Source organism: Pseudarthrobacter sp. 01T43 (genome assembly GCF_056398665.1).
Map to the genome: position 1 here is coordinate 15987 of NZ_JBFTPV010000003.1, position 26042 is coordinate 42028.

The 26042-nt window shown below is 65.5% G+C and carries 20 protein-coding genes; 10 read left to right on the plus strand and 10 right to left on the minus strand.

The features are described 5' to 3' along the window. Positions 1 to 18: 18 nt before the first annotated feature. The 6 genes from AC1DIM_RS03605 to AC1DIM_RS03630 all read right to left on the minus strand — a co-directional run bounded on the left by AC1DIM_RS03605 (position 19) and on the right by AC1DIM_RS03630 (position 11061). On the minus strand, positions 19 to 990 hold the full coding sequence (locus AC1DIM_RS03605; RefSeq protein ID WP_477709122.1) for an AAA family ATPase: 972 nt from the start codon (positions 988 to 990) through the stop codon (positions 19 to 21). 64 nt (positions 991 to 1054) lie between these two features. Continuing rightward, positions 1055 to 7186, minus strand: a complete 6132-nt coding sequence (locus tag AC1DIM_RS03610) for an Ig-like domain-containing protein (protein ID WP_477709123.1) — start codon at positions 7184 to 7186, stop codon at positions 1055 to 1057. A gap of 223 nt (positions 7187 to 7409) precedes the next feature. Beyond that, complete coding sequence (locus tag AC1DIM_RS03615) at positions 7410 to 8531, minus strand: adenylate/guanylate cyclase domain-containing protein (RefSeq protein ID WP_477709124.1); 1122 nt, start codon at positions 8529 to 8531, stop codon at positions 7410 to 7412. Further along, on the minus strand, positions 8521 to 9120 hold the full coding sequence (locus tag AC1DIM_RS03620; protein ID WP_477709125.1) for a PH domain-containing protein: 600 nt from the start codon (positions 9118 to 9120) through the stop codon (positions 8521 to 8523). Before AC1DIM_RS03620 ends, AC1DIM_RS03615 begins: the two co-directional genes overlap by 11 nt. After that, positions 9113 to 10021, minus strand: coding sequence for a biotin--[acetyl-CoA-carboxylase] ligase (locus tag AC1DIM_RS03625; protein ID WP_477709126.1), 909 nt, complete (start codon positions 10019 to 10021; stop codon positions 9113 to 9115). The genes AC1DIM_RS03620 and AC1DIM_RS03625 overlap by 8 nt, the downstream gene beginning before the upstream one ends. A gap of 107 nt (positions 10022 to 10128) precedes the next feature. After that, positions 10129 to 11061 carry an SDR family oxidoreductase gene (locus AC1DIM_RS03630; protein WP_477709127.1) on the minus strand — a complete coding sequence of 311 codons (933 nt, stop codon included), beginning with the start codon at positions 11059 to 11061 and terminating at the stop codon, positions 10129 to 10131. A 240-nt stretch (positions 11062 to 11301) separates the two neighbouring features. Here AC1DIM_RS03630 and AC1DIM_RS03635 point away from each other — a divergent pair, with 240 nt between their 5' ends. The 4 genes from AC1DIM_RS03635 to AC1DIM_RS03650 all read left to right on the plus strand — a co-directional run bounded on the left by AC1DIM_RS03635 (position 11302) and on the right by AC1DIM_RS03650 (position 16546). Next, on the plus strand, positions 11302 to 12885 hold the full coding sequence (locus AC1DIM_RS03635; RefSeq protein WP_477709128.1) for an acyl-CoA carboxylase subunit beta: 1584 nt from the start codon (positions 11302 to 11304) through the stop codon (positions 12883 to 12885). Next, the gene (locus AC1DIM_RS03640) at positions 12882 to 13124 is read left to right on the plus strand and encodes an acyl-CoA carboxylase subunit epsilon (protein WP_477709129.1); all 243 of its coding nucleotides are present in this window, start codon (positions 12882 to 12884) and stop codon (positions 13122 to 13124) included. The genes AC1DIM_RS03635 and AC1DIM_RS03640 overlap by 4 nt, the downstream gene beginning before the upstream one ends. A 9-nt stretch (positions 13125 to 13133) precedes the next feature. Then, the gene (locus AC1DIM_RS03645; protein WP_477709130.1) at positions 13134 to 14819 is read left to right on the plus strand and encodes a DUF885 domain-containing protein; all 1686 of its coding nucleotides are present in this window, start codon (positions 13134 to 13136) and stop codon (positions 14817 to 14819) included. Positions 14820 to 15073: 254 nt separating this feature from the next. Further along, positions 15074 to 16546 carry a dicarboxylate/amino acid:cation symporter gene (locus tag AC1DIM_RS03650; protein WP_477709131.1) on the plus strand — a complete coding sequence of 491 codons (1473 nt, stop codon included), beginning with the start codon at positions 15074 to 15076 and terminating at the stop codon, positions 16544 to 16546. A gap of 98 nt (positions 16547 to 16644) precedes the next feature. On the opposite strand, the gene AC1DIM_RS03655 is transcribed toward AC1DIM_RS03650, so the two are convergent. Next, positions 16645 to 17238: a hypothetical protein gene (locus tag AC1DIM_RS03655; protein ID WP_477709132.1), complete on the minus strand. Its 594-nt coding sequence runs from the start codon at positions 17236 to 17238 to the stop codon at positions 16645 to 16647. Positions 17239 to 17397: 159 nt separating this feature from the next. Here AC1DIM_RS03655 and AC1DIM_RS03660 point away from each other — a divergent pair, with 159 nt between their 5' ends. Together AC1DIM_RS03660 and AC1DIM_RS03665 are read left to right on the plus strand one after the other, a co-directional pair. Then, on the plus strand, positions 17398 to 18114 hold the full coding sequence (locus AC1DIM_RS03660; RefSeq protein ID WP_477709133.1) for a TetR/AcrR family transcriptional regulator: 717 nt from the start codon (positions 17398 to 17400) through the stop codon (positions 18112 to 18114). A 1-nt stretch (position 18115) separates the two neighbouring features. Further along, a complete protein-coding gene (locus AC1DIM_RS03665) occupies positions 18116 to 20707 on the plus strand; it encodes an MMPL family transporter (protein WP_477709134.1) in 2592 nt (863 codons plus the stop codon). On the opposite strand, the gene AC1DIM_RS03670 is transcribed toward AC1DIM_RS03665, so the two are convergent. The 3 genes from AC1DIM_RS03670 to AC1DIM_RS03680 are packed head-to-tail and all read right to left on the minus strand — an operon-like array spanning position 20628 to position 22008. Then, positions 20628 to 21140, minus strand: a complete 513-nt coding sequence (locus AC1DIM_RS03670) for a hypothetical protein (protein ID WP_477709135.1) — start codon at positions 21138 to 21140, stop codon at positions 20628 to 20630. The two genes, AC1DIM_RS03665 and AC1DIM_RS03670, sit on opposite strands and share 80 nt — an antisense overlap. A gap of 2 nt (positions 21141 to 21142) precedes the next feature. Beyond that, positions 21143 to 21844 (minus strand): cytochrome b N-terminal domain-containing protein, encoded by a 702-nt coding sequence (locus tag AC1DIM_RS03675; protein ID WP_477709136.1) that lies wholly within the window; start codon positions 21842 to 21844, stop codon positions 21143 to 21145. Then, on the minus strand, positions 21841 to 22008 hold the full coding sequence (locus AC1DIM_RS03680) for a hypothetical protein (protein WP_477709137.1): 168 nt from the start codon (positions 22006 to 22008) through the stop codon (positions 21841 to 21843). The genes AC1DIM_RS03675 and AC1DIM_RS03680 overlap by 4 nt, the downstream gene beginning before the upstream one ends. A 115-nt stretch (positions 22009 to 22123) precedes the next feature. On the opposite strand from AC1DIM_RS03680, the gene AC1DIM_RS03685 reads away from it, so the two are divergent. The 4 genes from AC1DIM_RS03685 to AC1DIM_RS03700 all read left to right on the plus strand — a co-directional run bounded on the left by AC1DIM_RS03685 (position 22124) and on the right by AC1DIM_RS03700 (position 26005). Next, entirely contained in the window at positions 22124 to 22792 is a 669-nt protein-coding gene (locus tag AC1DIM_RS03685) for a Maf family protein (protein WP_477709138.1), read from the plus strand. Between the two features lie 129 nt (positions 22793 to 22921). Beyond that, the gene (locus tag AC1DIM_RS03690; protein WP_477709139.1) at positions 22922 to 24736 is read left to right on the plus strand and encodes an acetyl/propionyl/methylcrotonyl-CoA carboxylase subunit alpha; all 1815 of its coding nucleotides are present in this window, start codon (positions 22922 to 22924) and stop codon (positions 24734 to 24736) included. Positions 24737 to 24754: 18 nt separating this feature from the next. Continuing rightward, complete coding sequence (locus AC1DIM_RS03695) at positions 24755 to 25207, plus strand: YybH family protein (protein ID WP_477709140.1); 453 nt, start codon at positions 24755 to 24757, stop codon at positions 25205 to 25207. A gap of 66 nt (positions 25208 to 25273) precedes the next feature. After that, the gene (locus tag AC1DIM_RS03700) at positions 25274 to 26005 is read left to right on the plus strand and encodes a glutamine amidotransferase (RefSeq protein ID WP_477709141.1); all 732 of its coding nucleotides are present in this window, start codon (positions 25274 to 25276) and stop codon (positions 26003 to 26005) included. Positions 26006 to 26042: the final 37 nt, after the last annotated feature.

The window sequence follows — 26042 nt, forward strand, 5'->3', positions numbered from 1 at the left end:
TCTGGGCTCCGGGGAGCGTCAGACGGTGGCGCGCTGCTGCGGTGCGGCGACGTCGGACAGCACCCGGGCCAGGATGGCCTCGGCTGTGGCGCCGGAGAACTCCGCTTCCGGGTCCATCACGAAGCGGTGGGTCCAGACCACGGGGGCCAGTTCCTTGACATCGTCCGGCAGGACGAAGTTGCGCCCCTGGCTTGCGGCCCAGACCTTGGCAGCCCGCACCATGGCGATGGCACCGCGCACGGAGACCCCTAGCCGGCTCTCGGGCGCGTTGCGGGTCTCCTCACAGAGCCGGGAAATGTATTCCAGGACAGCCGTATCAACGTGCACGGTGGCTGCCAGATCAGCCATGTCCGCGACAGCCTGGGTGGTGATGACCGCGGAGATCTCCTTGGAACGGTCCTTCAGGTTGGAGCCGCCCAGCAGCCGCACGGTGGAGGCATGGTCCGGGTAGCCGATGGAGGTCTTGATCAGGAAGCGGTCCAGCTGGGCCTCGGGAAGGCGGTAGGTGCCTGCCTGCTCGATGGGGTTCTGGGTGGCCATGACCATAAACGGCCGGCCTGCCTCATAGGTCACACCGTCTACTGTGACCCGGGATTCTTCCATGACTTCCAGCAGCGCCGACTGGGTCTTCGGCGAGGCACGGTTGATTTCGTCGGCCAGGACGATGTTGTTGAAGATCGGGCCCTTGTGGAACTCAAACTTCTGCGTCTTTTGGTCGTAGATGGTCACACCGGTGACGTCCGAGGGCAGCAGGTCCGGGGTGAACTGGATGCGGTTATTGGAGCCCTGGACGGTGGCAGCCATGGCCCTGGCCAGCATGGTCTTGCCGGTGCCGGGCGCATCCTCAAACAGGATGTGCCCCTCGGACAGCATCGCGGTGAACGTCAGCCGGATGACGTGTTCCTTACCGAGCACCGCCTGCCCCACGTTGGCAACGAGCTTGTCGAAAGTGCCTGCAAACCATTCGGCCTGCTCGGTGGTCATGGTCATGAAGTAAGTCCTTTTCTCATGGTGCAGATCTGTTGAAGCTGGCGTGAAGTGGCCGTCTGGACCGTCAGCATCTGCCGACGTCCGCGCCGCTGATGTCTATGGTTTCGAGCTTGACGTACCAGCCCGAGTGGGGACCGCCGTCCATGCGGTACCACTTGTAGTAGCTGGGCGGGTTGGCCGTTTCGCTGGAACCATAGATGTTCATCCAGCAGGCACTGTTGATCCACCCGTCGGAGAAGGAGACCCAGTTCGCATCGTTTCCGCCGCAATCCGGGCTGCCGTTCCGGTACCCGAAGCGGTCCGGGACGTTGGGCTTGCCCGGGCAGCTGTTGTTGGTCGGTTGCTTGACCCGGACCTTGGTGGGCGCCGGCGGCGGCGTGTTATCGGCGCCGGATGTGGAGGTGGCAGGGCCGCCGATGGCGCCGTCCACCACCGTGACGGCCCGGACGCGCAGGTTATGGTTCTTACCCCAGCCGCCGGCACCGGCGTCGAAGCTGGTCGCCTTGCCCACGTTCTGCCAGCTTCCACTGTCCATGCTGACGTCGTAGTGGTTCAGGGCGCGGCCGTTGGTGTTGGGGTTGTTCCAGGACCAGTGCACCTGACCGTCGCCCTTGGGTGATGTCATGCCATTCACGCTGGGGGCGTTCGCCGGGCCGTAGGGGTTCCCGGTGCCAATGGCTTTTGCATCCCCGGAAATGTTGTTCTTGGTGGAGGTCGCGATGATGGTTACTGTGATGTCCCGGCCGTTGGTCATCCCGCCGATGGTGCCGCCGCCGGCCGTGATGCTCCCCGACTTGCCGTCGGCGTTGAAGGAGTAGGCGATCTCAGTTGAGGTAGAGCCGTTGCGCTGCGCCTCGTTCAGCGGTGTGAATGTCAGGCGGAGCTGGCCGCTGGTGCCCGTTTCAGCCACGGTTCCGCTGCTCACCTGGCCGGGCTTGCCCGCCGCCCGAATGGCAGCGGACGGGGCGCTCGTTCCGCTGGTGCCCGCCTTATTGGTGGCCGAAACAGTGAACGTGTAGTTGCTCTCGGAGTTGTCCACCGTGACGTTCTGTGTGGTGCCGGAAGCCACCGGCTGGGTGGCCACCACCGCACCGCCCCTCAGCGTGGTGAGTGTGTACGAGGAGACCGCGTCGCCGTTATTGTTCGGGGCAGTCCAGCTGACCTTCAGCTGGCTTGTGGATCCAAGCTGTCCGGCCTGCGAAGCACTCGGAGCGGCCGGCGTGGCGGGAACTCCGGCCGGCACTTCGGCTGCCGAGTACGGGCTCCATTCGGACGGTTCCTTGGCATCGTTGCGGGCCAGGACCCGGACCTTGTAGGAGACGCCGTTCTGGAGTCCCTTCCAGACGTAGCTGACAGCAGTCAGGTTCTGGATCTGCGCGTTTTGGCCCGGCGGGGCCGGCGAAATTTCCAGGTCGTAGGACTTGACCGGTGACCCCTTGCTGGCCGGTGCCACCCAGTTCACCGCGAGCTGCTTGTCTCCGAACTTCAGGGTAGGAGCCAACGGGGTGTCCGGTTTGACGTCGGGACGTACCTCGGCCGAAGCCGGGGAACGGTCAGACTCACCGAACTCGTTGGTGGCCGTCACGTCGAAGTGGTACTTCGTGTTGTTCGTCAGCCCGGACAAAGTGCAGGTGTTGGCTGGGCAGTCCTGTTTGAAGCCCGATTCACCGTAGACCGTGTACTTGGTGATGGGCGCACCGCGATCGGCCGGGGCAGACCAGTTCAGCAGCGCCGTCCTGTCGCCGACACTTTGCGCCTGCGGAGTAGTGGGCGCCAGGGGTTTGTCCTTGACGGTCAGCCGAATGCGGGCCGTGGCGTTGCGGGAATCGTCGCCGGTCTTGTCGGCCACCGTGTAGGCCACCACCATGGTTCCGGTGAACCCTGCCGCTGGGGTGACAGTCACCGAGTCCCCGGACACGGTAGCGCTTCCCTGCCCGGTTTCGGTTGATGTCGAAATGATCTTCAGTGCTGTTTCCGGGAAGGGGTTGGCGTCGTTCGCCAGGACCTTGACGGTTACCGGCTTACCGGCGGCGGCGTTGGGTTCGAGGTCGTCGTTGGCTACCGGTTTGGGCCGGTTGGAGGCGATGACGGACAGTTGGTAGGTGGCGGTCGCCTCCAGTCCGCGCGGATCCGTCGCCTTGACCTGCACCGCACCCGCGGTGCCGGTGGCAGTGGATCCGTCCACCGAGGTCCTGAGGATCTTGCCTTCCATGCGGGCATTGAAGCTGGCGGGGCTGCCGCCCACCAGCTGGTACTTCATGTTGTCCACGTCGTTGCGGTCCGGGTCCAAGGTCAGCCGGCTCAGGTCCAGGTCGGCAGACTCCCCCTTCGGGACCTCAACTTTGGCGCCCAGGAGTTCGGGCGGATTGTTGCGGTTCGGGTCCGGCAACACCTTGGTGCGGATACTCAGGGTGGACTTCAGGCCCGCAGGATCGTCAACGGCAGTTCCGTCGGTGACTTCGAAGCTCAGCGAGCCCGGGCCAACGTAGTCCGCGCCGGCGGTGTACTTCAGCGAGGTTGCGTCGCCGGAGACGGGGTTGCTGCCGTCCGCGCCGATGAGCTTGATGCGGTCTGCCTGGGTCAGGCGGGGTGACCTTCCCTCACGCACCTTCACCCATTCCTTGAGGTCAACGTTCACGGACTGCCCCGAGATCACCTCGATGACCTCGTCCTTGGCCAGGGTGGGAACCTGCTGCCCCAGTCCCGGCACCCAGATGATTGCGGTGGACTTCTGCCCATCAACGTCCTCAACGGTGTACGGGATGAGCTGGGGAGCCGCGGTGAGGTCCACGATGACGTTTCCGTCGGGGCCGGGACGGGCCGTGGCTGACCCGGTGCTGATCTTGAGGTTCTCGCCCACACCGTCGGGGTCTTCGTCGTTCTTGAGGACGGGCACGTCAACGGCGGTCTTTCCCATGGCCTGGGCAGACGTCACCCTGTCGTCGCGCGCAATGGGCGCCTTCAGGGGCACGTTGTTGTCCACCACCACGCGGATGGTGGCCTGGGCCTCAGCTCCCCTGTCATCGGCAATGGTGTAGCGGACGTTAACCGTGCCGGCGGCGTTGGGCGCCAGCAGGAGGATGCGGCCGCTGGTCTTGCTCACGGTGGCCTGGAGGGCCGGGTCAGCGTCAATTCCGTCCGTCAGGATGCGGATGAGGTCCCCGTCGGGATCGGTGTCGTTGCGGGTCGCGTCCACGGCGATCTGCCGCCCGGGCCGGACCTTCACCTCGTCGTCCACCGGGGTGGGGTTTTGGTTCGTCTCGCTCCGGGGGGCGATGCCGACTGTCACGGTGCCGGTGTTGACGGCACCCTGGCGGTCAACCACCTTATAGCGGAACGTGTCGGTTCCGGCGCCGTCACCCGCGGCGATGAAGTCGATGAAGTTGCTGCCCACAGTGGCGGTGCCCATCGCAGGGGTGCTGTCAATGCCGGTGAGCTGCACGGAGTCGCCGTCGGGATCAATGCCGTCCAGCGGAACCGGGATCCGGACCGTTCCCGCGGCCACCACCCGGGCGGTCAGGTTCGGCGGCCGCGGACGCGAGTTCTGCGCCCCTTCGAGCGGAAGGATGTGGATGGTGACGGCGGCTGCGCTTTTCTGTCCCTGCGGGTCCACCGCGTTGTAGATGGCCCTGACGGTCTTGGGCTGGGGACCGGCAATGAACCGCAGGGTGTTTTCAGAGACAAAGCTTTTGCCGTCGGCTTCATCGACGGCCTGCGGCAGGACAGGGTCAACGCTCAGCTCCAGGCCCTGAGGATGGGTGTCATTCTGCAGGACCGGAATGGTGACGACGTCGTTGACGCGGACGTTCACTTCGTCAGGCTTCGGCTGGGGTGCTTCGACGACGGCGGGCGCGGGCACGGGGACCACGGAGACGCTGCCGGTGGCTGATTTTTTGCCGTTGGACATGGTGTATTCGAAGAGGAAGGGATCCTTGGTGCCCAGCACGTCGGTGATGCGCAGGACGCTGTGGTCGATCACGCTCACCGAGGCCGTGGTGTTCTCCGGGAGCTTCACGGACTGCAGCACCAGGACCCCGCCCGACGGATCCGAGTCGTTGGCCAACGGGTCAAGGAGGACGCTTCCGCCGGTGGGCATGAGCGCCACATCGTGCACGGCGACGGGATCACCGGCGTCCTTGCCCGATTCGACGTCAACCCGGATCAGCCCCTGGCTGCTTTGCGGACCGTTGCTGGCGATGTAGGTCAGGTAGACCGGGCCGGGGGTGGTGCTGCGGAACGTGAAGGTGCCGCCGTCGGTGACCGGGCCCAGCTCAGCCGGGCCGTTGGCCTCAACCTGTGCCAGGCGCAGGGCGCCGCCGTTGGGATCGACGTCGTTCTTCAGCGGTGCGATCACCAGGTCCTGGCCCACCACCGCCGTGACGTGATCGGCGTTGACCACAGGCGCCAGCGCCCCGGGCGGCTGGACGTTGACCACCACCTTGCCCGTGACGGTGGCGCGGCCGTCCCAGATGGTTACTGTGATGTTCTTTTTCCCGGCAGTGGCCCCGGAGTCCTGGAACGTGAGCAGTCCGTCGCGGCGGACCTTGACCTGGTCCTGGTCGTTGTCGGCCTTGGCGTCCAACAGGACCAGGTCGTCGCCGTCGGGATCCACCCAGTCGGTGAGGATGTTCTGGCTGACAGTTTTGCCCTGCTCCACGAGCATGGTGGTGGAATCGCTGCCGCGTTTGAAGGCGGGCGGACGGTTTTCGTCAGGTCCCACCACGTTGAGTGTGACCTGTCCGCCGGCGGAGAAACCCCGGCCGTCGGAAGCGTTGTAGCTGAACGTTTCGGTGCCGGGCCTGGCATCGGCCGGCACCGAAATCTGGAACGCGGTGCCGCCGTAGATGCTCTGCAGGGTTCCGGCCTTGGGGCCGGAATCGCCGACGGCGGCGGTCAGGACGTCGCCGTCGGGATCGGAATCGTTGTCCAGGACGCTGAGGATGGTGGTGCGGCCGGGACGGACACCGACAGTGTCCGGTTTGGTTTCCGGCGGCCGGTTCGGTTTGGTCCGATCCGGCAGGAAGTTGATGGTGTTGTTGTCCGCCGATTCCTGGTCCTGATCGTCGGATTCGTTCTTCGGCGGCACAACGTCGTCCCAGTTGTTCACCAGTTGCATGTTCTGGTTCACCAACCACACGTTCCCGGAGTTCACATCATTCAGGACCACCAGGTCCCGGTTCACCCGGAACGCGTACGACGGCGACGCACTCGCCTTGGGCACGTCCACGTTTTTATCGTCAGCATCATTGGCGCAGTCACGCACGTACTTGTTCGCCCCCGACCACGCCGCGTGCACACAGCCGCCCAACTGCACCGGTGCAGCGGGCACACCCTCGCCGCCGAACGTGACCGTTTTGGCAGTGGAACCGTCCAGGGGTTGCTTCAGCAGCGCCTTCCGGGTGGAGATGGCCACAAAATCACTTGCGGGACCGCCCTGCTGCAGCTTCGCGTCCCGCGCGTTATCCAGCTGGAGCCGCTTCCCGCCGGGCAGGAAAAGGCTCCCGGCCGCAGCGTCCAGGACCACCGGCTTATCCCCCACCACCGTGACCTGCAGATCCCCTGCGCCCTTAAGTTCATTCCAGGTGTTTGAATCCGAGTTCACCACTTCGCCGTTGGCGTCCACAGTGGTCACCGTGACCACGCCGGACTTCGGGTCCGCCGAGTACACCCGGTCATCGGCACCGACTGCCGAGACCAGGCCCTCGGAACCCACCATGACCGGTTCGGACGCCTCCTGGTCGAAGCCGTTGACCGTGGACGGCGAGAGAGCCCAGACCTTGCCGGCGGCCGGATCCGTCACGGAGATCACGCCGGCACCAAAACTCACCTCCGCGGAACCCGGCAACTGCTTGTCCCCGCCCAGGCGCATGTTAGCAGGGGAAACCTGGTTCAGCGTTGAACCGGTCTCGTCATCCACAAACACGTCCCCCGCGTTCTGCAGAATGTCGAAGGTGGTGCTCGCCGGGGTCACCGCACCGTCGAGGACCCGCGAAGGGTAATTCAGGCGGCCGACGGCGTTTTTGGATTTGCTGACAACCCACACCCCGCCGTCGTTCAACTCCACTTCGGTGGTCTTAAACCCCGGATAGATGATCGCACCGGCCACCAGCACGGCACCGGCGGCGGCAAACGCCGCCCCGGTGACCATCCTGTTGTGGCGTCTCTTGAGACCAAGCTTCCCCAGCAGCGTTGTCACAGCCCTTTTAATCCCCCGAAATTGTGGCGGCCCCCCGGCCGAACCGTTCAAAGACCCGGTACCGGGCTCTCTGTTCCCGCGCTAGCCTACCGAAGCAGGGACAGGGTCGCGATGGGTAGCGCTCCCCTGCGTTGTGGACGCAGGCGGCCACAACGTCAGACTATAGCGCGATACGCCAACAACTGGATAAACCCGCAGGTCGGCAAAAGGCAGGCGGTTGACGCTAGTCGACTACCAGGCCTTTGCCTTCGCCCCGGGCCAGCAGAACGGGGTGGATTTCGCCGAAGCCGCGCACGTTTTCGGCGGGCTGCGGCACCAGGACAAAACGTTCGTCCTGGTCCAGCGCGGACGCCGTCATGGAGTCGATCAGGACCGTCCCCGGATCGGCAAGCGTAGTAAGCCGGGCGGCCAGGTTAACCGTGGGCCCGTAAATGTCACCGAGCCGGGAAAGGATCCTGCCCCAGACCATCGCCACCCTCGCTTCAGGGAGGATCTCGTCCTCGGTGAAGGCCTGGGCCAGGGCCAGTGAAATTTCAGCCCCGGCTGCAGGCGTCTCGGCGATGTAGAGGACTTCGTCGCCCACGGTCTTGACCAGCCGGCCACCGCCCACGGAGATGATCTCGGCGCATTTGTTCTCGAAGCGCTGGACCAGCCGGGCGAGGGTTTTTTCATTCATCCGGCGGGAGAGGCTCGTGTATGAAACGAGGTCAGCGAAACCAACGGCGCGTGCCAGCGGCAAGGGCGCATCATCTTCGTCGCCTTCACGGCCCTCTTCACTGGCCTGCAGGCCGGCTTCGGCGCGGACGGCCAGCCGCTGGACCCCGGCGTTGAGCTGCCGCCGCCATGAATAGACAAGCATGTGCTCCAGCGCGTCGAGCAGCGCCGGCATTTCGTTGACCAGCCGTTTGCGCGCCACGGCATCGGTGACACCCTGTTCGTGGACCATGTCCTCTACCAGGGCTTCGATCTGCCAGACCACCATGCGGTCGGTCATCTGCCCGATGGCCCGGGTAACGGAGATTGCTGCTTCTTCCGTTAAAACCCCGGTGCGGACCAGGTCCACCACCGTTGAAAGGGCTGCCTGGTCACGTTCGGTGAAGGCGACATCTTCATCGCCGAAATTCGGAAAGCCCAGGGCCCGCCACAACTTCCGCGCAGACAGGAGCGACAGCCCGGCCCCGGCGGCTACTTCACGACGCCGAAGCTTACGCTCGCCGCCGAGCAGCCTGGCCTCAAGTGCCTTGGCCGCCAGCCGTTCGACGGACAGCGTGCCTGTTGGAGGATGGGCACTGTCAGCCGTGGGGGCAGGCAGGGCCTGCTGGTCCTGTTCGTCCTCATCGTTCATCGTGTCCACCTTCTCTCAACTCCCACGGCAACGCCTCGTCGGCATATTCCGGCAATTCATCGGTCTCCGGATCCCTGCCCGCAGGCAGTTCGGCAACGGCATCCAGCACAAAATCCCGAAACCGTGCCGCTTCCGGGACGTCCTGAATGGTCACCACGCTTTGGTACCCGGTTTCCAAGGATATATTCCCGGAGTGCAATATGCGTTGCAACACCGACTGATAGACCGTCACGTTCCGGACCGAGCCGAGATTGACCTGCTCATTCCGGCGCCGGACCATGCCGTAGCGGGCAACAATCCTCCGGCTGGTGAGTATGTACCGGGTTCCCTGCCAGCGCAGCAATCGCGGCAAGCAATATGCCAACCATATCCACGCGGCGGCAAGGACGCATGCGAGGACGATCCACGGTGCCCAATCAGCGGAGATGGCCGGCACCACCCGGGCGGCCTCACCCCGCAGGGTCCAGGCGCTGGCGAAGGCGGCAGCGGCCGGTGCGGCGATGAAGGCTGCCGCCGGGCCGGCCAATTTCCTCGGCTGCGGACGCGTGATGGTGATGACCTGCTCGCCCGGCACGAGGCCTTTACGCATAACCACCTTCGGCGTCCTGGCCCGGCGGGGTCCAGGGACGCAGGTGGACCACGTCGCCTGCGGTCACCACATGTTCCCGGGCGTCCTGATCCACCACAAGGAGGGAACCGTACTCGTCCAGCCTGGTTGCATGACCGATGATCTCGTGGTCGCCCGGCAGTTGCGCGCGCACTTGCCTGCCCAGCGTAACCATCACCGACTCCACCCGCTTATGGAGGGAAGGTCCACCGGCCAGCCCGGCGGTGGGGTCGCCGTCGGCATTGCAGAAACTGCGGTAGAGCCGGGCGAAGTTTGCCAGGTAGCTCTTGAGCAGTTGGGTCCGGTCATCGGTCAGCGGCTGCTCAAGTGCCACGGAGGTGGCCGTGGGCACCGGCAGTTCTGCCGCCGTCAACGTCACGTTAAGGCCGGTCCCGAGGACCACCGCCGGCACTGAACCGTCGCCCATGGGGCCCATTTGGGCCAGAATCCCGGCGATCTTGCGGCCACGGACCAAGACGTCATTAGGCCATTTAAGCACAGCAGGGATGCCGGCCGTCTCCAGCAGCGTCTCCCGCAGAGCAAGTGCGGCCAGCAGCGACAGCCACGAATAGGTATGGGTGGGCAAGGGCCTGCCCTCGGCGTTCATGGGCCGCAGGACGATGGACACCGACACCGAACTCAGCGGCGGCGCTTCCCAGCTCCGGTCCAGCCTGCCCCGGGCCGCGGTCTGGTACTCGGCCGTCAGTACTGAGAAGTCAGGCCACTCGCTTGGCTCAACAGTCACGGCGCGCAGGAGGTCCGCGTTGGTGGATCCGGTGGAGTCCACCACAACCATTTTCGCGATGCCGGTGGCGGCCAGGAAGTCCTGGTCTGCCAGGGCCTGGCGGTTCAACGGGCTTCCAGGGGTGTGTGAGTCAGCCATGATTGAATCCTATCGACTCATACGCCTCCGGCGGCTGTTCCGGCCACCACATGACCCCCGGCACATGACCCGGGCACATGACCCCAAGCGCATGACCGGAATGTGCTTTAGAGGAAAATGTCCTTTACCAGCTGTTCCTCGGCTGCTCCGAGGCTGTAGGGCCGGAAGTCGGCGACTCCTGCGGCCGCCAGCACCTGCTCATCCGTGTAGAAGTTCCCGCTGGGGGCACCCGCGCCGGCGGACGACGATCCTGCGGGCGAAGATCCGGTGGGCGAAGCACCGGCGAGATTACTGCCGGTCAGGATCGCGTGGGCGGCGTCCGCCATGATCTGCGGCCCGCGGGCAGCCTGCACCATGGCCCGGCCGCCGGGCATATTCCGGATCGCGGCGGTGTCGATCAGCGTGCACGGCCAGAGGGAGTTGACCCTGATACCGTCTGCCTTGAGTTCCTCAGCCAGGCCCAGGGTGGTCAGGCTCATGCCGTATTTGGCCATCGTGTAGGCAAGGTGCCGGCCGGCCCATTTGGGGTCCAGGTTCAGGGGCGGTGAGAGGGTGAGGATGTGGGCGTTGTTCGATTTGCGCAGCGCCGGCAGCGCCAGCTTGGACAGCAGGAAAGTCCCGCGGACGTTGATGTCCTGCATCAGGTCGTAGCGCTTCATCTCGACGTCGTCCGTAGTGGACAGATCGATCGCGGAGGCATTGTTCAGGACCACATCGATACCGCCGAAGCGCTCGACGGCGGCGGCCACGGCGCCTGCCACATCCTCGTCGCGGCGCACGTCACCCACGATGGCAAGCGCCTGGCCGCCGGCGGCCTCAACCTGCTCGGCCGCGCTGTGGACAGTGCCCGCGAGCGTGGCATGGGGCTCACCGGTTTTGGCCAACAGAACAATGTTGGCACCGTCCCGGGCAGCGCGGGTGGCAATGGCCAGGCCGATGCCGCGGCTGCCCCCTGACATGAGGATGGTGCGGCCCCGAAGGGAACCGGCGGACCGGTACGGCGTGACGGCGGCGGACCTTGCGTCGTTGCTGGAAGTCATGGGCTCCACTGTAGTCCAGAAATGTTACTGGCCAGTAACATACCGCTTGATGGGTGGATGTGCCTGAAAATTGTAGGGTTTCTACAGCCGTCCTCCGCAAAAGCGTCATTAGACTAGCCAGCAGGGTTCGTCCTTTGTGCGGAAGCTACTTAAATCCCGCCATTTCGACCTGCCTGCCAGCACCGAGACGCAGCACCATTTTGTTACAGCACCAATCTGCTACAGAGCCGGAGACACTTGATGAGCCACGACCTGACCACGACAGCGGGAAAAATCGCCGACTTCCGCGACCGCCAGGCCCGTGCAGAGCAGCCGTCCGGCCCCGAAGCCATCGAGAAGCAGCATGCCCGCGGCAAGAACACCGCCCGCGAGCGCATTGACCTCCTCCTCGACGAGGGGTCTTTCGTGGAGCTTGATGCCCTGGCAGTGCACCGCTCCACCGCCTTCGGGATGGAAAAGAAGAAGCCCCTCGGAGACGGCCTGGTTTCCGGCTACGGCACAGTGGACGGGCGTCCCGTGGCCGTCTACAGCCAGGATTTCTCCGTCTACGGCGGGTCCCTCAGCCAGGTCAACGGCGAAAAAATTGTCAAGGTCCAGGAGTTTGCCCTGCGTAACGGCTGCCCGGTGGTGGGCATCCTGGACGGCGGCGGCGCCCGGATCCAGGAAGGCGTGGCCTCGCTGGCCATGTTCGCGGACATCTTCCGCAACAACGTCCATGCCTCCGGTGTGGTCCCCCAGATCTCCCTCATCATGGGACCGTCCGCCGGCGGCGCCGCGTATTCCCCCGCGCTCACGGACTACGTGGTGATGGTGGACAAGACCTCGCACATGTTCATCACCGGCCCCGACGTCATCAAGACCGTCACGGGCGAAGACGTGGACATGGAAACGCTCGGCGGCGCACGGCAGCACAATGCCAACACAGGCACATCCACCTACCTTGCCTCCGACGAGGCCGATGCGATCGGGTTTGTCCGCGAGTTGCTGGACTTCCTGCCGTCCAACAACCTTGCCGAGGCCCCGGCGCTGGAGCACCAGCAGGAACTGGAGCTCGACGACGACGACCTCGCCCTGGATGCCCTCGTGCCGGACTCCGCGAACCAGCCATACGACATGCGCACCGTCATCGAACAGATCGTGGACGACGCGCATTTCCTGGAAATGCAGTCCCTCTATGCCCCCAACGTGATCATCGGCTACGGCCGGGTCGAAGGACACACTGTGGGGATCGTTGCCAACCAGCCGCTGCAGTTTGCCGGCACGCTGGACATCGCGGCCTCCGAGAAGGCTGCCCGCTTTGTCCGGAACTGCGACGCGTTCAACATCCCCATCATCACCCTGGTGGACGTGCCGGGCTTCCTGCCCGGCAAGGACCAGGAGTTCCAGGGCATAATCCGCCGCGGTGCCAAGCTGCTTTACGCCTACGCCGAAGCCACCGTCCCCAAGCTGACTGTCATCACGCGCAAGGCCTACGGCGGGGCGTATATCGTGATGGGCTCGAAGAAGCTCGGCGCGGACCTTAACCTCGCCTGGCCCACCGCCCAGATTGGCGTGATGGGCGCGCAGGGTGCGGTCAACATCCTCTACCGCCGCGACCTGATCGCCGTTGCCGAGAGCGGCGGGGATGTTGAAGCCCGCCGGGCCGAGGTAATCCGGCAGTACGAAGAAGAGCTGCTGAACCCTTACCAGGCTGCTGAGCTTGGCTACGTGGACGCAGTCATCGCTCCGTCCGAGACCAGGATCCAGATCATCAGGGGGCTGCGCGCCCTCCGGGACAAGCGGGCCAGCCTGCCCGCCAAAAAGCACGGGAACATCCCGCTGTGATCCCCAACGATGCCCCGGACGGCAACCCAGCGGCCGAAACGGCCTCGCCGCTGTTCTCCGTGGTCAAGGGCGAGCCGTCGGCCGAGGAGCTCGCGGCGCTGACCGCCGTCGTGCTGTCCCTGGCCGGCACGAACGCTCCAGGCGCCGGGAAGTCCACCCTCCGGCACTGGGTGCGCCGGCAGCAACTGCGGCTCGCGCCCACGCCGGGTCCCGACGCGTGGAGGCGGAGCCGGGGATAAGCTCTGGGGGTGACTACCGAAGCCCCGCCTGCTGTCCGTCCGCATTCCGCCATCGATGCCGTGGCGGATGCCTATACCGACACGCTCATCCGGTTGAATCCGTCTTTTGCCACCGAGCTCGGGCTGCCCGGCCACGAGACCGAGTACCCCGATTACTCCCCTGCCGGCATCGCCGCATTCGCGGCGGAGGCCTCGAAAGCGCTCGCGGCCCTGGCCGGCCTGGCACCCGGGGACGACGTGGACGCCGTCACGCTGGACGCCATGCGGGAGCGTTTGGGATTGCAGCTCGAAATCCACGAGTCCGGCTGGGACGCAGCGGACCTGAACAATATCGCTTCGCCGGCGCAGGACATCCGGTCCATTTTTGACCTGATGCCCACTGACACGGCCGGGCAGTGGGAGCACATAGCCGGCCGCGCCCTGAACGTTCCGGGCGCCATCGCGGGCTACATCGACTCCCTGCGCCATGCCAGGGACGCGGGGAAAGTGTCGGCCGCCCGCCAGGTCTCCATCGTCATCGAACAGGCCACCAAGTATGCCGCCGACGACGGCTTCTTCGCGAAGCTCGCCGCCGGGGCGCAGACCGCCGGGGGCCCGCTCGAAGCCTCAATACAGGAAAAGCTCGACGCCGGTGCTGCCGCCGCGCGCGGCGCCTACCGGCACCTCGCGGAGTTCCTCCGCACGGAACTGCTGCCCGTGGCACCGGAGAAGGACGCCGTAGGCCGGGAACGCTACTCACTGGCCTCGCGCTCCTTCCTTGGCGCCGCCGTCGACCTCGAAGAGACCTACGCATGGGGAGTCCAGGAACTGGACCGGCTCATCGCCGAGCAGGAGAAGGTCGCGTCCATCATCAAGCCGGGGGCCAGCATCGCCGAAGCGAAGGAGGTGCTCAACAACGATCCCGCACGCCAGCTCAAGGGCACTGAAGCCCTCAAGGCCTGGATGCAGGAACTCTCCGACAAAGCGGTTGCCGACCTTGCCGGGGTGCACTTCGACATTCCCGACGTGATGAAAAAGCTGGAATGCCTGATCGCCCCCACCGACGAGGGCGGCATCTATTACACCGGCCCCTCCGACGACTTCAGCCGCCCCGGCAGGATGTGGTGGTCCGTCCCCGCCGGTGAAGACACGTTCACCACGTGGGCCGAGACCACCACTGTCTTCCATGAAGGCGTCCCAGGCCACCACCTCCAGGTAGCCACCGCCACCTACCGGCGGGAGCTGCTCAACAAGTGGCGGCGAAACGTCTGCTGGACCTCCGGGCATGGTGAAGGCTGGGCCCTGTACGCCGAAAAGCTAATGCAGGAACTCGGCTACCTGTCCGACCCGGGCGACCATATGGGCATGCTGGACATGCAGCGGATGCGCGCGGCACGGGTCGTTTTTGACATCGGCGTCCACCTCGAACTCGAGGTCCCTGACCACTGGGGCGCCGGCACGTGGACGCCGGACAAGGGCTGCGACTTCCTCAAGGAAAACCTGGCCATCAGCGAAGGCCAGCTCAACTTCGAATTCACCCGCTACCTCGGCTGGCCCGGCCAGGCCCCGTCCTACAAGGTGGGGCAGCGGCTCTGGGAGCAGATCCGAACCGACCTCGAAGCCCGGCCGGGCTTCGATCTCAAGGCCTTCCACACCAAGGCCCTCAACATCGGCTCGGTCGGACTGGATACCCTCCGGCGGGCGCTGCTTTCCTGATTCCGCTCGGGCGCGGCCCGAAGGGACCACATCCTCTGCGTGCTGCTCCTTCGTCGCTTTGACGCACGCTGCCGGATGCGTCCCCTCCGGGCCTCTCGGGTGATCTTTGGCACTGCGCCCCAGGGAATAACTTCACAATTGCCTTGTGTGACGCCGGATTTGCAAGGATCTGCAGCCTCTACGGGAATTGTGACGGCGTAACATTTCTCAACATCTGTTCGTCGTGATAACAACAGCGGTCCTAGCGTGTTCTGGTGAGCACTCAAACCCGCACCCCCGAATCCTCAGGAAAGACCGGCTTCCAGCTGCCCAAATGGGCTGGCTCGTTCGGCTTCCAGATCATCGCCGCCCTCATCGTGGGCCTTGGCCTCGGCCTGCTGGCCAAGTACACGGGCAGCACCAAGGAAGCCCCCAACGGCCTCGGCGCCACGCTGCAGACCATCGGCTCCAGCTACATCTCGCTGCTGCAGACCGCCGTGGTGCCGCTGATCTTTACGGCCGTAGTCAGTTCCATCTCGAACCTGCGCCAGGTGTCCAACGCCGCCAAGCTGGCCTGGAACACCCTGCTGTGGTTCGCCATCACGTCGCTGATCGCGGTCCTGATCGGCATCGGCCTGGGAGTGTTCCTGCAGCCCGGCGCGAACACCGGCATCACCCAGGAAGCCAAGTACGCCGGCAAAACCGGCGACTGGTGGTCCTTCCTGATCGGCCTGTTCCCCAAGAACTTCCTCGGCCTCGGTGCCAGCTCCACCGTGACCGAGAGCGCCAACGCCGCCACGACTGTCAGCACCTCCGTCAGCTTTAATGTGCTCCAGATCCTGGTCATCGCCATCGCCGTGGGCGTCGCAGCCCTCAAGGTAGGCAAGGCCGCTGAGCCCTTCCTGAACCTCAACGCGTCCGCGCTGGCCGTTATCCAGAAGGTCCTGTGGTGGATCATCCGGATCGCGCCCCTCGGTACCGTCGGCCTGATCGGCAACGCCGTGGCCGTCTACGGCTGGGACACCATCGGCGCGCTCGGCAAGTTCACCTTCGCCATCTACGTTGGCCTGGCCCTGGTGATGTTTGTTGTGTACCCGGTCCTGGTCCGCACCCACGGACTCTCCGTGAAGCAGTACTTCTCCGGCGTCTGGCCGGCAGTGCAGCTGGCCTTTGTGTCCCGCTCGTCCATCGGAACCCTGCCGCTGACCCAGCGGGTCACCGAACGCAACCTCGGCGTTCCGCGTGCGTACGCCTCCTTCGCCGTGCCCCTGGGCGCCACCACCAAGATGGACGGCTGCGCCGCGATCTACCCGGCCATCTCCGCCATCTTCGTGGCCCAGTTCTTCGGCATCCAGCTCGATTTCACCCAGTACGTGCTGATCGCCCTGGTTTCCGTCTTGGGCTCTGCCGCTACGGCCGGCACCACCGGCGCCGTGGTGATGCTCACCCTGACGCTCTCCACGCTGGGGCTGCCGCTGGCCGGCGTCGGCCTCCTGCTGGCCGTCGATCCCATCCTCGACATGGGCCGCACCGCGCTCAACGTGGCGGGCCAGGCCCTCGTCCCGACCATTGTGTCCAAGCGCCAGGGCATCCTTGACGAGACGCTCTACAACGCGCCCCGCAACGGAAACCCGTTCGCGGACGACGCCGAGACCGACGCCAACTCCGCGAGTGTGGATCCTTCCGCTGGCGCCCGGGGCACTGACCCCGCCGACGCCGGACGGGAACTGGCCGACGCGAAGGCCTAACCCCGCCTGAGGAGTGCGTAACGAAGAAGTCCCCGGGAGCTCATGTGTTCCCGGGGACTTCTTCCTTTGGGTGGCTCCCTTACTCTCCAGCCTGCAGGTCAGCGGCCGCCGCCGCCGATTACCCCGTTCTGCACCGCTTTGGTGACAGCGTCCGCCTCAGCCTGGGTCAGCTTGCCGTCAGTAACGGCCTTGTCCAGGCGGGTCTTCAGCTCCGCGGCATGTTCTGTCTGCTCAGCGGTGCGCAGCTCCTCCAGTGCCGCCGTCACCTTGGCCTCATCGATACCCAGCGATGCCGCAAGCGACTTGGCGAGCCCTGCCTGCATGGCAGCCGGGTCGGGCCGGGTTCCGTCAGCCGACGTACCCTTCTCCGTACCGGCGGCGGGCTTGTTGGCGTCGCGGAAGGCCTTTAAGGCATCCGTCAGCTTGGCCTGGTCCACGCCCAGTTTGGTGGCCAGTTCAGTGGCGTCCTGGCCGCCGAAGCCGAACGCGCCGTGGCCGCCGTGGCCACCCCGGCCGCCCTTGCCCTCGGCCGGAGCGGTGCTGGTGCTGCCGTCCGCGGAAGTGCTTGAGCTGGCGCTGGGGGTGGGGGTCGTCGTTGTGGTTGCAGAAGCCATCCCGGCAACCCCGATTCCAGCCCCAAGGGCGAGCGCCGCGGCCGTCAGGCCCAGCGTAATTCTCCTAGTGCGTGCCATTCATTTCTCCTGAATCTGCCGTCACCGACGGCGGGTCATCTTCTCCCTGACGGGACTGTTTCAGTCTCGGGCTTCAGGATCAGTTCCAGCTGTCGGGAACCTTTGATCTTCCTGTGAATGTATTTGCGCAACGTGCAAACTTGCACGTAGTGTAATTTCGTGACAGAAATCCTCTCTCGACGTGAACTCAACAAGGCCGCCACGCGCCAGGCGATCACGGATGCTGCCTTGACGCTGCTTCGCGGCAACGGGCCGGGGAACTTCACGGTGGAGGATATTGCCGAGATGGCTGGCATCTCGCGGCGGACGTTCTTCAACTACTTCGGCAGCATTGAAGCTGCCCTGGCCGCGGTGACGAACGGATTCCTGGACAGCGCCCTGCAGCAGTTCAGGCAGCGTCCCGCGGACGAACCCATCCTCGAATCCGCGCAGGCCGCCCTCATGCAACTGGCGGACCCCATGACCGTGGCCCCGCTGGCTGAGCTCTTCACCCTGACCCAGGAAAACGCGCTCCTGTCCCGCTCCGAACTTGAAGCCTGGGACCACTGCACCGAGCAGATCATCAACGCGGCGCGGGAACGGTTCGCCGGAACCCCGGGCGCCGCCGTCGACGAGCTCTACCTGCGTGCCCTCGCCGGATCCGTCATCGCCTGCGGCAAGGCGGCCATGGACGTCTGGTTCGCCCGCTGCGGCGCTGACCTCTCCCCTGCCTCGCTCGCCATCCTGCGCCAACTGCTGATTGATGCCATGGGCCACCTGGGCTCCGGCTTCGGCAGCCCCCATCCGGCAGCCGGAACAGCCGCGGCCGCCACGAACCAACCAACCGCCACAGTCCAAACAACTGCCACCCCTAACCTCCTCAAAGAACGGCTCTGACATGGCCCTGCTGCTCTATCGCCTCGGCAAGTTCTCCTACCGCCACAGATGGCTGGTCATCTCACTCTGGCTGGCCGTATTGGTGGCAGTCGGCGGCTCAGCTGCCGCCTTCCACGGCACGCTCTCCAATAATTTCCAGATTCCGGGCACGGAGACCCAGCGCATCGCGGACAAGTTGAAGCAGGAACTGCCGGCGGCCTCAGGCGGCTCCGCGACCATTGTTTTTGAAGCCCCTGCAGGCGGCTTCACCGACCAGAGCCGCGCGGCCGTCACGGCTGCCCTCACCAAACTGGGGGAACTTCCGGACGTCAAGGCCACCACCGACCCGTTCGCCACCCAGGCCCAACTGGACCAGGCCGGGCAGGCCATCACCGACGGCGGGCAGCAGCTTGCCGCAGGCCAGGCCAAGCTTGACGCCTCACGTTCCCAGCTCGACGCCGGTGCGGCGCAGCTGAGTGCCGCAGAGCAGCAGCTGACGGCTGCGGGAGCGCCCGCCGCCGTCGTCGAAGCACGGCTGGGACAGCAGAAGGCTGCCCTGGCCCAGGGGCAGGAACAGCTCACCGCGGGCACGCAGGAACTCGAAGCCGCCAAGGCAAAACTGGAGCTCGGCAAGCGGCAGGCTGAGGCCTCCACCGGAATCCGTTTCGTTTCATCGGACGGCCAGGCCGCGGTGGCCCAGGTTCAGTTCACCACCTCCATCAACGCCCTCACCCCTGCGGTGCGGCAGCAGGTCCAGGACATCGCGCATGAAACGTCGTCCGCCGGCGTCACGGCGCTGGCCAGCAAGGAAATCACCGAAGACATCTCCGAGCTCTTCGGCACCGCAGAAATCATCGGCATCGCCGTGGCCGCCCTGGTCCTGATCCTGATGCTCGGCACACTGGTCGCCGCCGGGCTGCCATTGCTGATGGCCGTGATCGGCGTCGGCGTGGGCGTGGGCATCACGTTTGCCCTCTCCGGCGCGTTCGACATGAGCTCCATCTCCCCCATGCTGGCCCTCATGCTCGGCCTGGCCGTGGGCATCGACTACTCCCTCTTCATCGTGAACCGGCACCGGACCCAGCTGCTCACCGGCATGGATCCGGAGGAGTCGGTGGCGCGCGCCACGGGAACGTCCGGCAATGCCGTGCTTTTTGCCGGCCTGACCGTCATCATCGCCCTGGCTGCCTTGGTGGTACCGGGCCTGCCCTTCCTGAGCGTGATGGGCCTGGCAGCCGCGGGCACCGTCGCCGTGGCCGTCCTCGTGGCGCTGACACTGACACCCGCCATGCTGTCCCTGATCGGGCGGCGCATCATTTCCCGGCGGGCGTGGGCCAAAGCCGAGGCCCACAACGCCGAATCCGGTCATGAGGCAGCTGACCAGGCCAAGGAGGAAGCCAAAAGCACCCGGGGCTGGGGCGGCCTGGTCACCAGGCACCCCATCGTGGCGCTCGTCGCAGGCGTGCTCCTGCTGGGGTCCCTGGCCCTGCCGGCCGCGCAGCTTCAGCTTGCACTGCCCGATGGCGGCTCCGAGCCGGTGGACTCCGAGGCCTACCAGGCCTATGACGTGACCGCCCGCAGCTTCGGCGAAGGCGTCACCGGCCCCATCGTGGTGGTGGGCGAATTCCCTGCCAACCTTGACGAGGGCCAGGCCCGGAAACTGCAGTACGACGTCGCCGACCTGATCCGGGGCGTGGACAACGTAGTGGCTGCCGTTCCGGTGGCACTGAGCGAAGACCGCCGCACCGCCGTCTTCCAAGTCATCCCCGAGGAAGGTCCGGCCAAGGCAGGCACGGTGCAGGTGGTGAGTGAGCTCCGCGAACGCGGTTCGCAGATCAAGGCCGAAACGGGTGTCACCATCGGGCTGACCGGCCAGACCGCCGGCAACATCGACGTCTCCACGAAACTTGGCGCCGCACTGCCGCCCTACCTGGCGATCGTCGTCGGGCTTTCGCTGCTTCTCCTTTTGCTCGTTTTCCGGTCCATCGTGGTTCCCCTGCTGGCAACCGGCGGTTTCCTGCTGTCACTGGCGGCCGCGTTCGGCCTCGTGGTGGCCGTCTACCAGTGGGGCTGGCTGGGCGCCGTGTTCGACGTCGCCAATCCCGGCGCGGTGCTGAGCTTCCTGCCGATCATCCTGATCGGTGTGCTGTTCGGCCTGGCCATGGACTACCAGGTGTTCATCGCCTCCGGGATGCGGGAGGCATACATGCACGGCGCATCCGCCAAAAAGGCCGTACGGATTGGCTTCAGCCATGCCGCCGCTGTGGTGACCGCCGCCGCCATCATCATGGTCAGTGTGTTCGCCGGCTTCATCTTCAGCCACCTGACAATGGTCCGGCCCCTGGGCTTCGCCATGGCGTTCGGGGTGCTGCTGGATGCCTTTGTGGTCCGGATGACCATTGTGCCGGCAGTCATGTACTTACTGGGCGAAAAGACCTGGTGGTTGCCGAAGTGGCTGGACCGCCTCCTGCCGGACGTAGATGTGGAGGGCGCCAAGCTCAGCAGGGACGCCCCGACGCGGGAACTCGAAGGGATCAGCGATTCCGGTAGTAGTCCCGCCACACCAGCCGATGAAGCGGTATCCTCCGCGGCAACGACCTCAAACCGGGGATGAACGGCAGCAGGGTCAGCAACGCGGTCAGCACGAACATCGTGACAGCCACCAGGGCATCGGCGTTTGGCGAGGACTTGAAGGGCTCCACCTGGTACAGGAGCGAGAAGAGCCACAGCCAGGACTGGCCCGGCGTATCTCCCGTCTCGTTCATCACACCCCACTGATCGCCGGTGAGGTGCTGGCTGGCCGCCAGGTCCTGAAAATAGCTGCCATCTCCCAGGAAGAGCAGGCTCCGGGTGTAATCCATGCTGTAGAAGGTACCGCCGCCCTGCAGGGCTCCATCCAGGCTGCCCTGCAGGGCCATCTCCAGCAACGCGCCGGTCAACCCCGGAACCGGGCCGTAGTCGCCGTCGGCCTCGCGGACGGCACCTGCCCACGGCCGGCTGGCAATGGTGTTGGTTTTCCGCCAGGAGGTGTCCTCTTGAACGCGCATTTTCACTGCGTCTCTAGCCCGGCGGTGCCGCCACGCTTGCCGGCCAACTGGGCATCGCCCTCTGCTGCCTCCAGCGGCGGCACCACTCCGTGGACCCGGACGAGCAGCACATGCAGGACCACCACGGCCCCTACGGCCAGGGGCAACAGCGTGATGTGCCAAACGAAAACTTGTCCAAGGTTGGCTACGTTGAACCAGGCGCCGGCTCCGACTGCGTTGAGTGCATCCTTGGCTTCGAATGCGATCCACTGGGAATCGAAGTTCGTTTGGAGGAGGTACCCGGTGAAGGCTGCCACGATGGAAACGACGAATGACAGCATCCCGCTGATCCAGGTCAGGACGCGTCCCCCACGCCAGGCCGCCATCCAGAACTTCAGCCACAGGTGCACCACCATAAAAATGAAGAACAGCTCCACACTCCACAGATGGGTACTGTTCACGAAGCGGCCCAGGGAAGATACGTGGTACCACTGCGGTCCGTTCAATCCCAGTACGACCCCGGAAATGATGATCCACAGCAACGAGGCAACCGCCCCCATACCGAACACGTACGCCCACGACGCCACGTAGCTCGGCTGGTCCTCCGGCAAGAGCTTGTCCGGAGGAAGCTTTCCCAGGAGCCATCTGCGAGCTTTCCCGGTCCAGGTGTGGGCGTCGCTTTCCTCCGCCTGCAAACCGTGCGCGGGCGTGGCCCGGACCATCATTTGCGTTGCCTCCCGCCGGGAAACGGAAGGACAAGGGCAAGGACAAACAGCACAATCATGACCAGGATGACAACTAGGTTTCCGGACTGGATGGTGAAGCCGTCCCAGCCAAAATAGGTCCCTGCACCTACGGTGGCAACGCCTGCCACGAGCCGTGCGGTCATGGGCTACTCGATTCTCGCGGGAATGCAGTCTCATTCGACCGCGGCTACGAACGGCCGGCCAGAGTCTTTCGTCCCTGCGCTGCGCGGCTGTCAGCCGGTCCATTAGGCTGAAACCGTGATCCGCCTTATCCTCGCCTCCCAGTCCCCCGCCCGCACCAAGCTACTGGCCGACGCCGGGATTCAGCACTCGGTGCTTGTCTCCGACGTGGACGAGGACGCGGTCCAGGCACGCTACGGGGTCACGGACCCGCACGATACCGCGCTGCTGCTGGCCCGCGCCAAGGCCGAAGCCGTGGCCGCGCTGCCGGACGCGGAGGGCGCGCTGGTCATCGGCTGCGACTCGGTGTTTGAGTTCGACGGCGAGGCGCACGGCAAGCCGTACACCGCCGACGTCGCCCGTGAACGGATGCTCCGGATGAGCGGCAACAGCGGGGTGCTGCATACCGGACATTGGCTGGTGGACTGCCGCGCGGTGGCGGCGGACGGCACGGGCGAAGAGTCCGACGACGGCGCTGTGGCGCCGGGGTCCGGCGCCACCCTCGGGGCGGTCACCTCCGCCGAGGTCCACTTCACGGACATGGAACTGGAAGAAATCGACGCGTACATCTCTACGGGGGAACCGCTCCACTGTGCCGGCTCGTTCACTATCGACGGTTTCGGCGGGGCGTTCATCCGCAAGGTGGACGGGGACCCGCACACCGTCGTCGGACTTTCCATTTCGACGCTCCGGGCCCTTCTTGGCCAGGCCAACGTGCGCATCACGGAGCTTTGGGCTGCGCCATAATCGCCTCGATTGCTCGGACGTTTGTAGGTTCCCTACAAAGCAATGCCGGTTTACCCGCGGAATCCGCAAGCAATATCGGCGGAACCCTCAAAATCGCGCTAGGCTCCCTGAAGGAAAGAAGGAGACGCCTTGTCAGCAATTTTGGAGCAGTCCGCAAGTCCCGTGCAGTCGAACCTCACCAAGGTGCTGATCGCCAACCGCGGCGAAATAGCAGTGCGGATCATCCGCGCAGCACGTGACGAGGGCATTGCCTCCGTGGCTGTCTACGCCGATCCTGACCGGGACGCGCTGCACGTCCGGCTCGCAGACGAGGCCTACTCCCTGGGTGGCAACACCGCCGCCGAGTCCTACCTGGTGATGGACAAGATCATTGACGCCGCCCGCCAGTCGGGCGCCGACGCCATCCACCCGGGTTACGGGTTCCTCGCCGAAAACGCCGAGTTCGCCGCCAAGGTCATTGAAGCCGGCATTATCTGGATCGGCCCCGGCCCTGACGCCATCTCCGCCCTTGGCGACAAGGTCCAGGCCCGCCACATCGCCGAAAAGGTGGGCGCGCCCCAGGTTCCCGGCACCGCCGACCCTGTGCAGTCAGCCGAAGAAATCCTTGAATTCGTGGACAAGTTCGGCCTGCCGGTGGCCATCAAGGCTGCCTTTGGCGGCGGCGGCCGCGGCATCAAGGTAGCCCGCACCCGGGAGGAGATTCCGGAACTGTTTGAATCTGCCGTCAGGGAGGCCACCGCAGCATTCGGCCGGGGCGAGTGCTTCATCGAGCGTTTCCTGGACGCGCCCCGCCACGTGGAAACCCAGTGCCTCGCGGACGCCCACGGCAACGTGGTGGTGATCTCCACGCGCGACTGCTCCCTGCAGCGCCGCAACCAGAAACTCGTGGAAGAGGCCCCGGCCCCGTTCCTCACCGAAGAGCAGAACCGCCGACTGTACGAATCCTCCAAGGCCATCCTGAAGGAAGCCGGATACCTCGGCGCAGGCACTTGCGAGTTCCTGGTCGGCCAGGACGGCACCATCTCGTTCCTGGAGGTCAACACCCGGCTGCAGGTGGAGCACTGCGTTTCCGAAGAGGTCACCGGCATCGACCTGGTCCGCGAACAGTTCCGCCTGGCCCGCGGCGAGGAACTGGGCTACGGCGACCCCGAAGTCCGCGGCCACTCCATCGAGTTCCGCATCACCGGCGAGGACCCGGGCCGGAACTTCATGCCCGCACCCGGCACCATCACCGCACTGAAGAACCCCACCGGCCCCGGCATCCGGATTGATTCCGGGGTGGAACAGGGCGACATCATCAGCGGCAACTTCGACTCCATGCTCTCCAAGCTGATCGTCACCGGCGCCACCCGGGCCCAGGCCCTGCAGCGCTCACGCCGCGCCCTGGAGGAAATGGTGGTGGAAGGCATCCCCACGGTGATCCCCTTCGACCTGGCCGTGGTCACCAACCCCGACTTCGCCCCCGCCGACGGCCCCTTCAAGATCCACACCCGCTGGATCGAAACGGAATTCGTCAACAACCTTCCGGCCTGGTCCCCGGACGGAACGGGTGTGTCCGCTGAAGCCGCCGGTGAACGCCAGCGCGTGGTGGTCGAGGTCGGCGGCAAGCGCCTCGAAGTGGTCCTGCCGGCTTCCCTTGGATCCATCGGCACGGGTACAGGCGGCGGCTCGAAGGCAGGCAAGTCCAAGAAACGCCTCCGCTCAGGCGGCGCAGCGGCAGCCGCCACCGGCGATTCGCTGACATCCCCGATGCAGGGCACCATCGTCAAGGTGGCCGTGGCCAACGGCGACGTGGTGGTTGAAGGTGACCTGATCGTGGTGCTCGAGGCCATGAAGATGGAACAGCCCCTGACCGCGCACCGTTCCGGGACCATTTCCGGCCTCGGCGCCGCGGCCGGCGAAACGATCGCGGCCGGCGCCGTCATCGCCAGCATCGAAGACTAGACCCGCCGGAGGCACCCCATGCTTGCTCCCAGTTTCGAAGAAGAAGTTGCCCGTTACCACCTGGCCGTTCCGGAGATCACCCGCGGGAACCCCGGGCCGGTCAAGGACCTGTATTCAAGGCTCGACGACGTCACCCTGGCTAACCCCTTCGGCGGCATCGCACGTGGCTGGGCCCAGGTGGAAGCACGCCTGGACCAGGCCGGCAGGCAGTTCCAGGACGGCGAGATGCTGGGGTTTGACACCATCACGTCCTACACCGCCCGGGACACCGCCTACCTGGTGGAGACCGAACATTTCCGGGCCCGGCTGGAGGGCGCATCGCTCACGGAGGAGTTCGCGCTCCGGGTGACCAGTATTTTCCGCCGTGAGGAAGGGTACTGGAAACTGGTCCACCGGCACGCCGACCCCGCCACCCGCCCGCAGGCCCGGCGGTCTTTGGCCCAGTCCGCAGGTGAACCTGCCGGGCACTGAGACCCTGTCCGGGGCCGCTGGCCGGCACTCTGGCGTTCGGCAGGGGGCCGCGGGCACACTTAGCGTGTGAAGCCTTTCCTGCTCCTGGCCTCCCGGGGCGAAGATACCGCCGCCGAGGACGAATACGCCGCCTACCTCAGGTACGGCGGGCTTGCGCCGGAACAGCTCCGCCGCATCCGGCTGGAGGCTGGTCCCCTGCCGGAACTGGACCTGGCGGCGTACTCCGGCGTCATTGTGGGCGGCAGCCCGTTCACGTCCAGCGATCCCGAAGACAGGAAAAGTGCCACCCAACATCGGGTGGAGCGGGAACTTGCAGGGCTCCTTGACCGGATCGTGGACCTGGACTTTCCGTTCCTCGGCGCCTGCTACGGGGTGGGAACACTGGGAACGCATCAGGGTGCCGTGATCGACAGGACGTTCGGCGAACCCTTGGGCGGCGTGGAAATCGAGCTGACCGATGCGGGCATCGCGGACCCTGTCCTGCGCGGGATGCCGCGCCGGTTCACTGCCTTCACCGGCCACAAGGAAGCCTGCACCAGGCTGCCGTCACACGCCGTGCTGCTCGCATCCTCACAGGCCTGCCCGGTCCAGATGTTCCGGATCAAACAGAACCTGTACGCCACCCAGTTCCACCCCGAACTGGATGTTGAGGGTCTGGTCACCCGGATCGATACCTACCGCCACGCCGGCTACTTCCCGCCGGAGTCCGCGGAGGAGCTGATGGTGTCCGCCCGCGCATTCACCGTGACCGAGCCCATGACCATCCTGAAGAACTTCGTCGCCCGCTACGCAGGATGAGCCTTCGGACGGGTGGCGGGCGCCGCCGTCGTGCGTT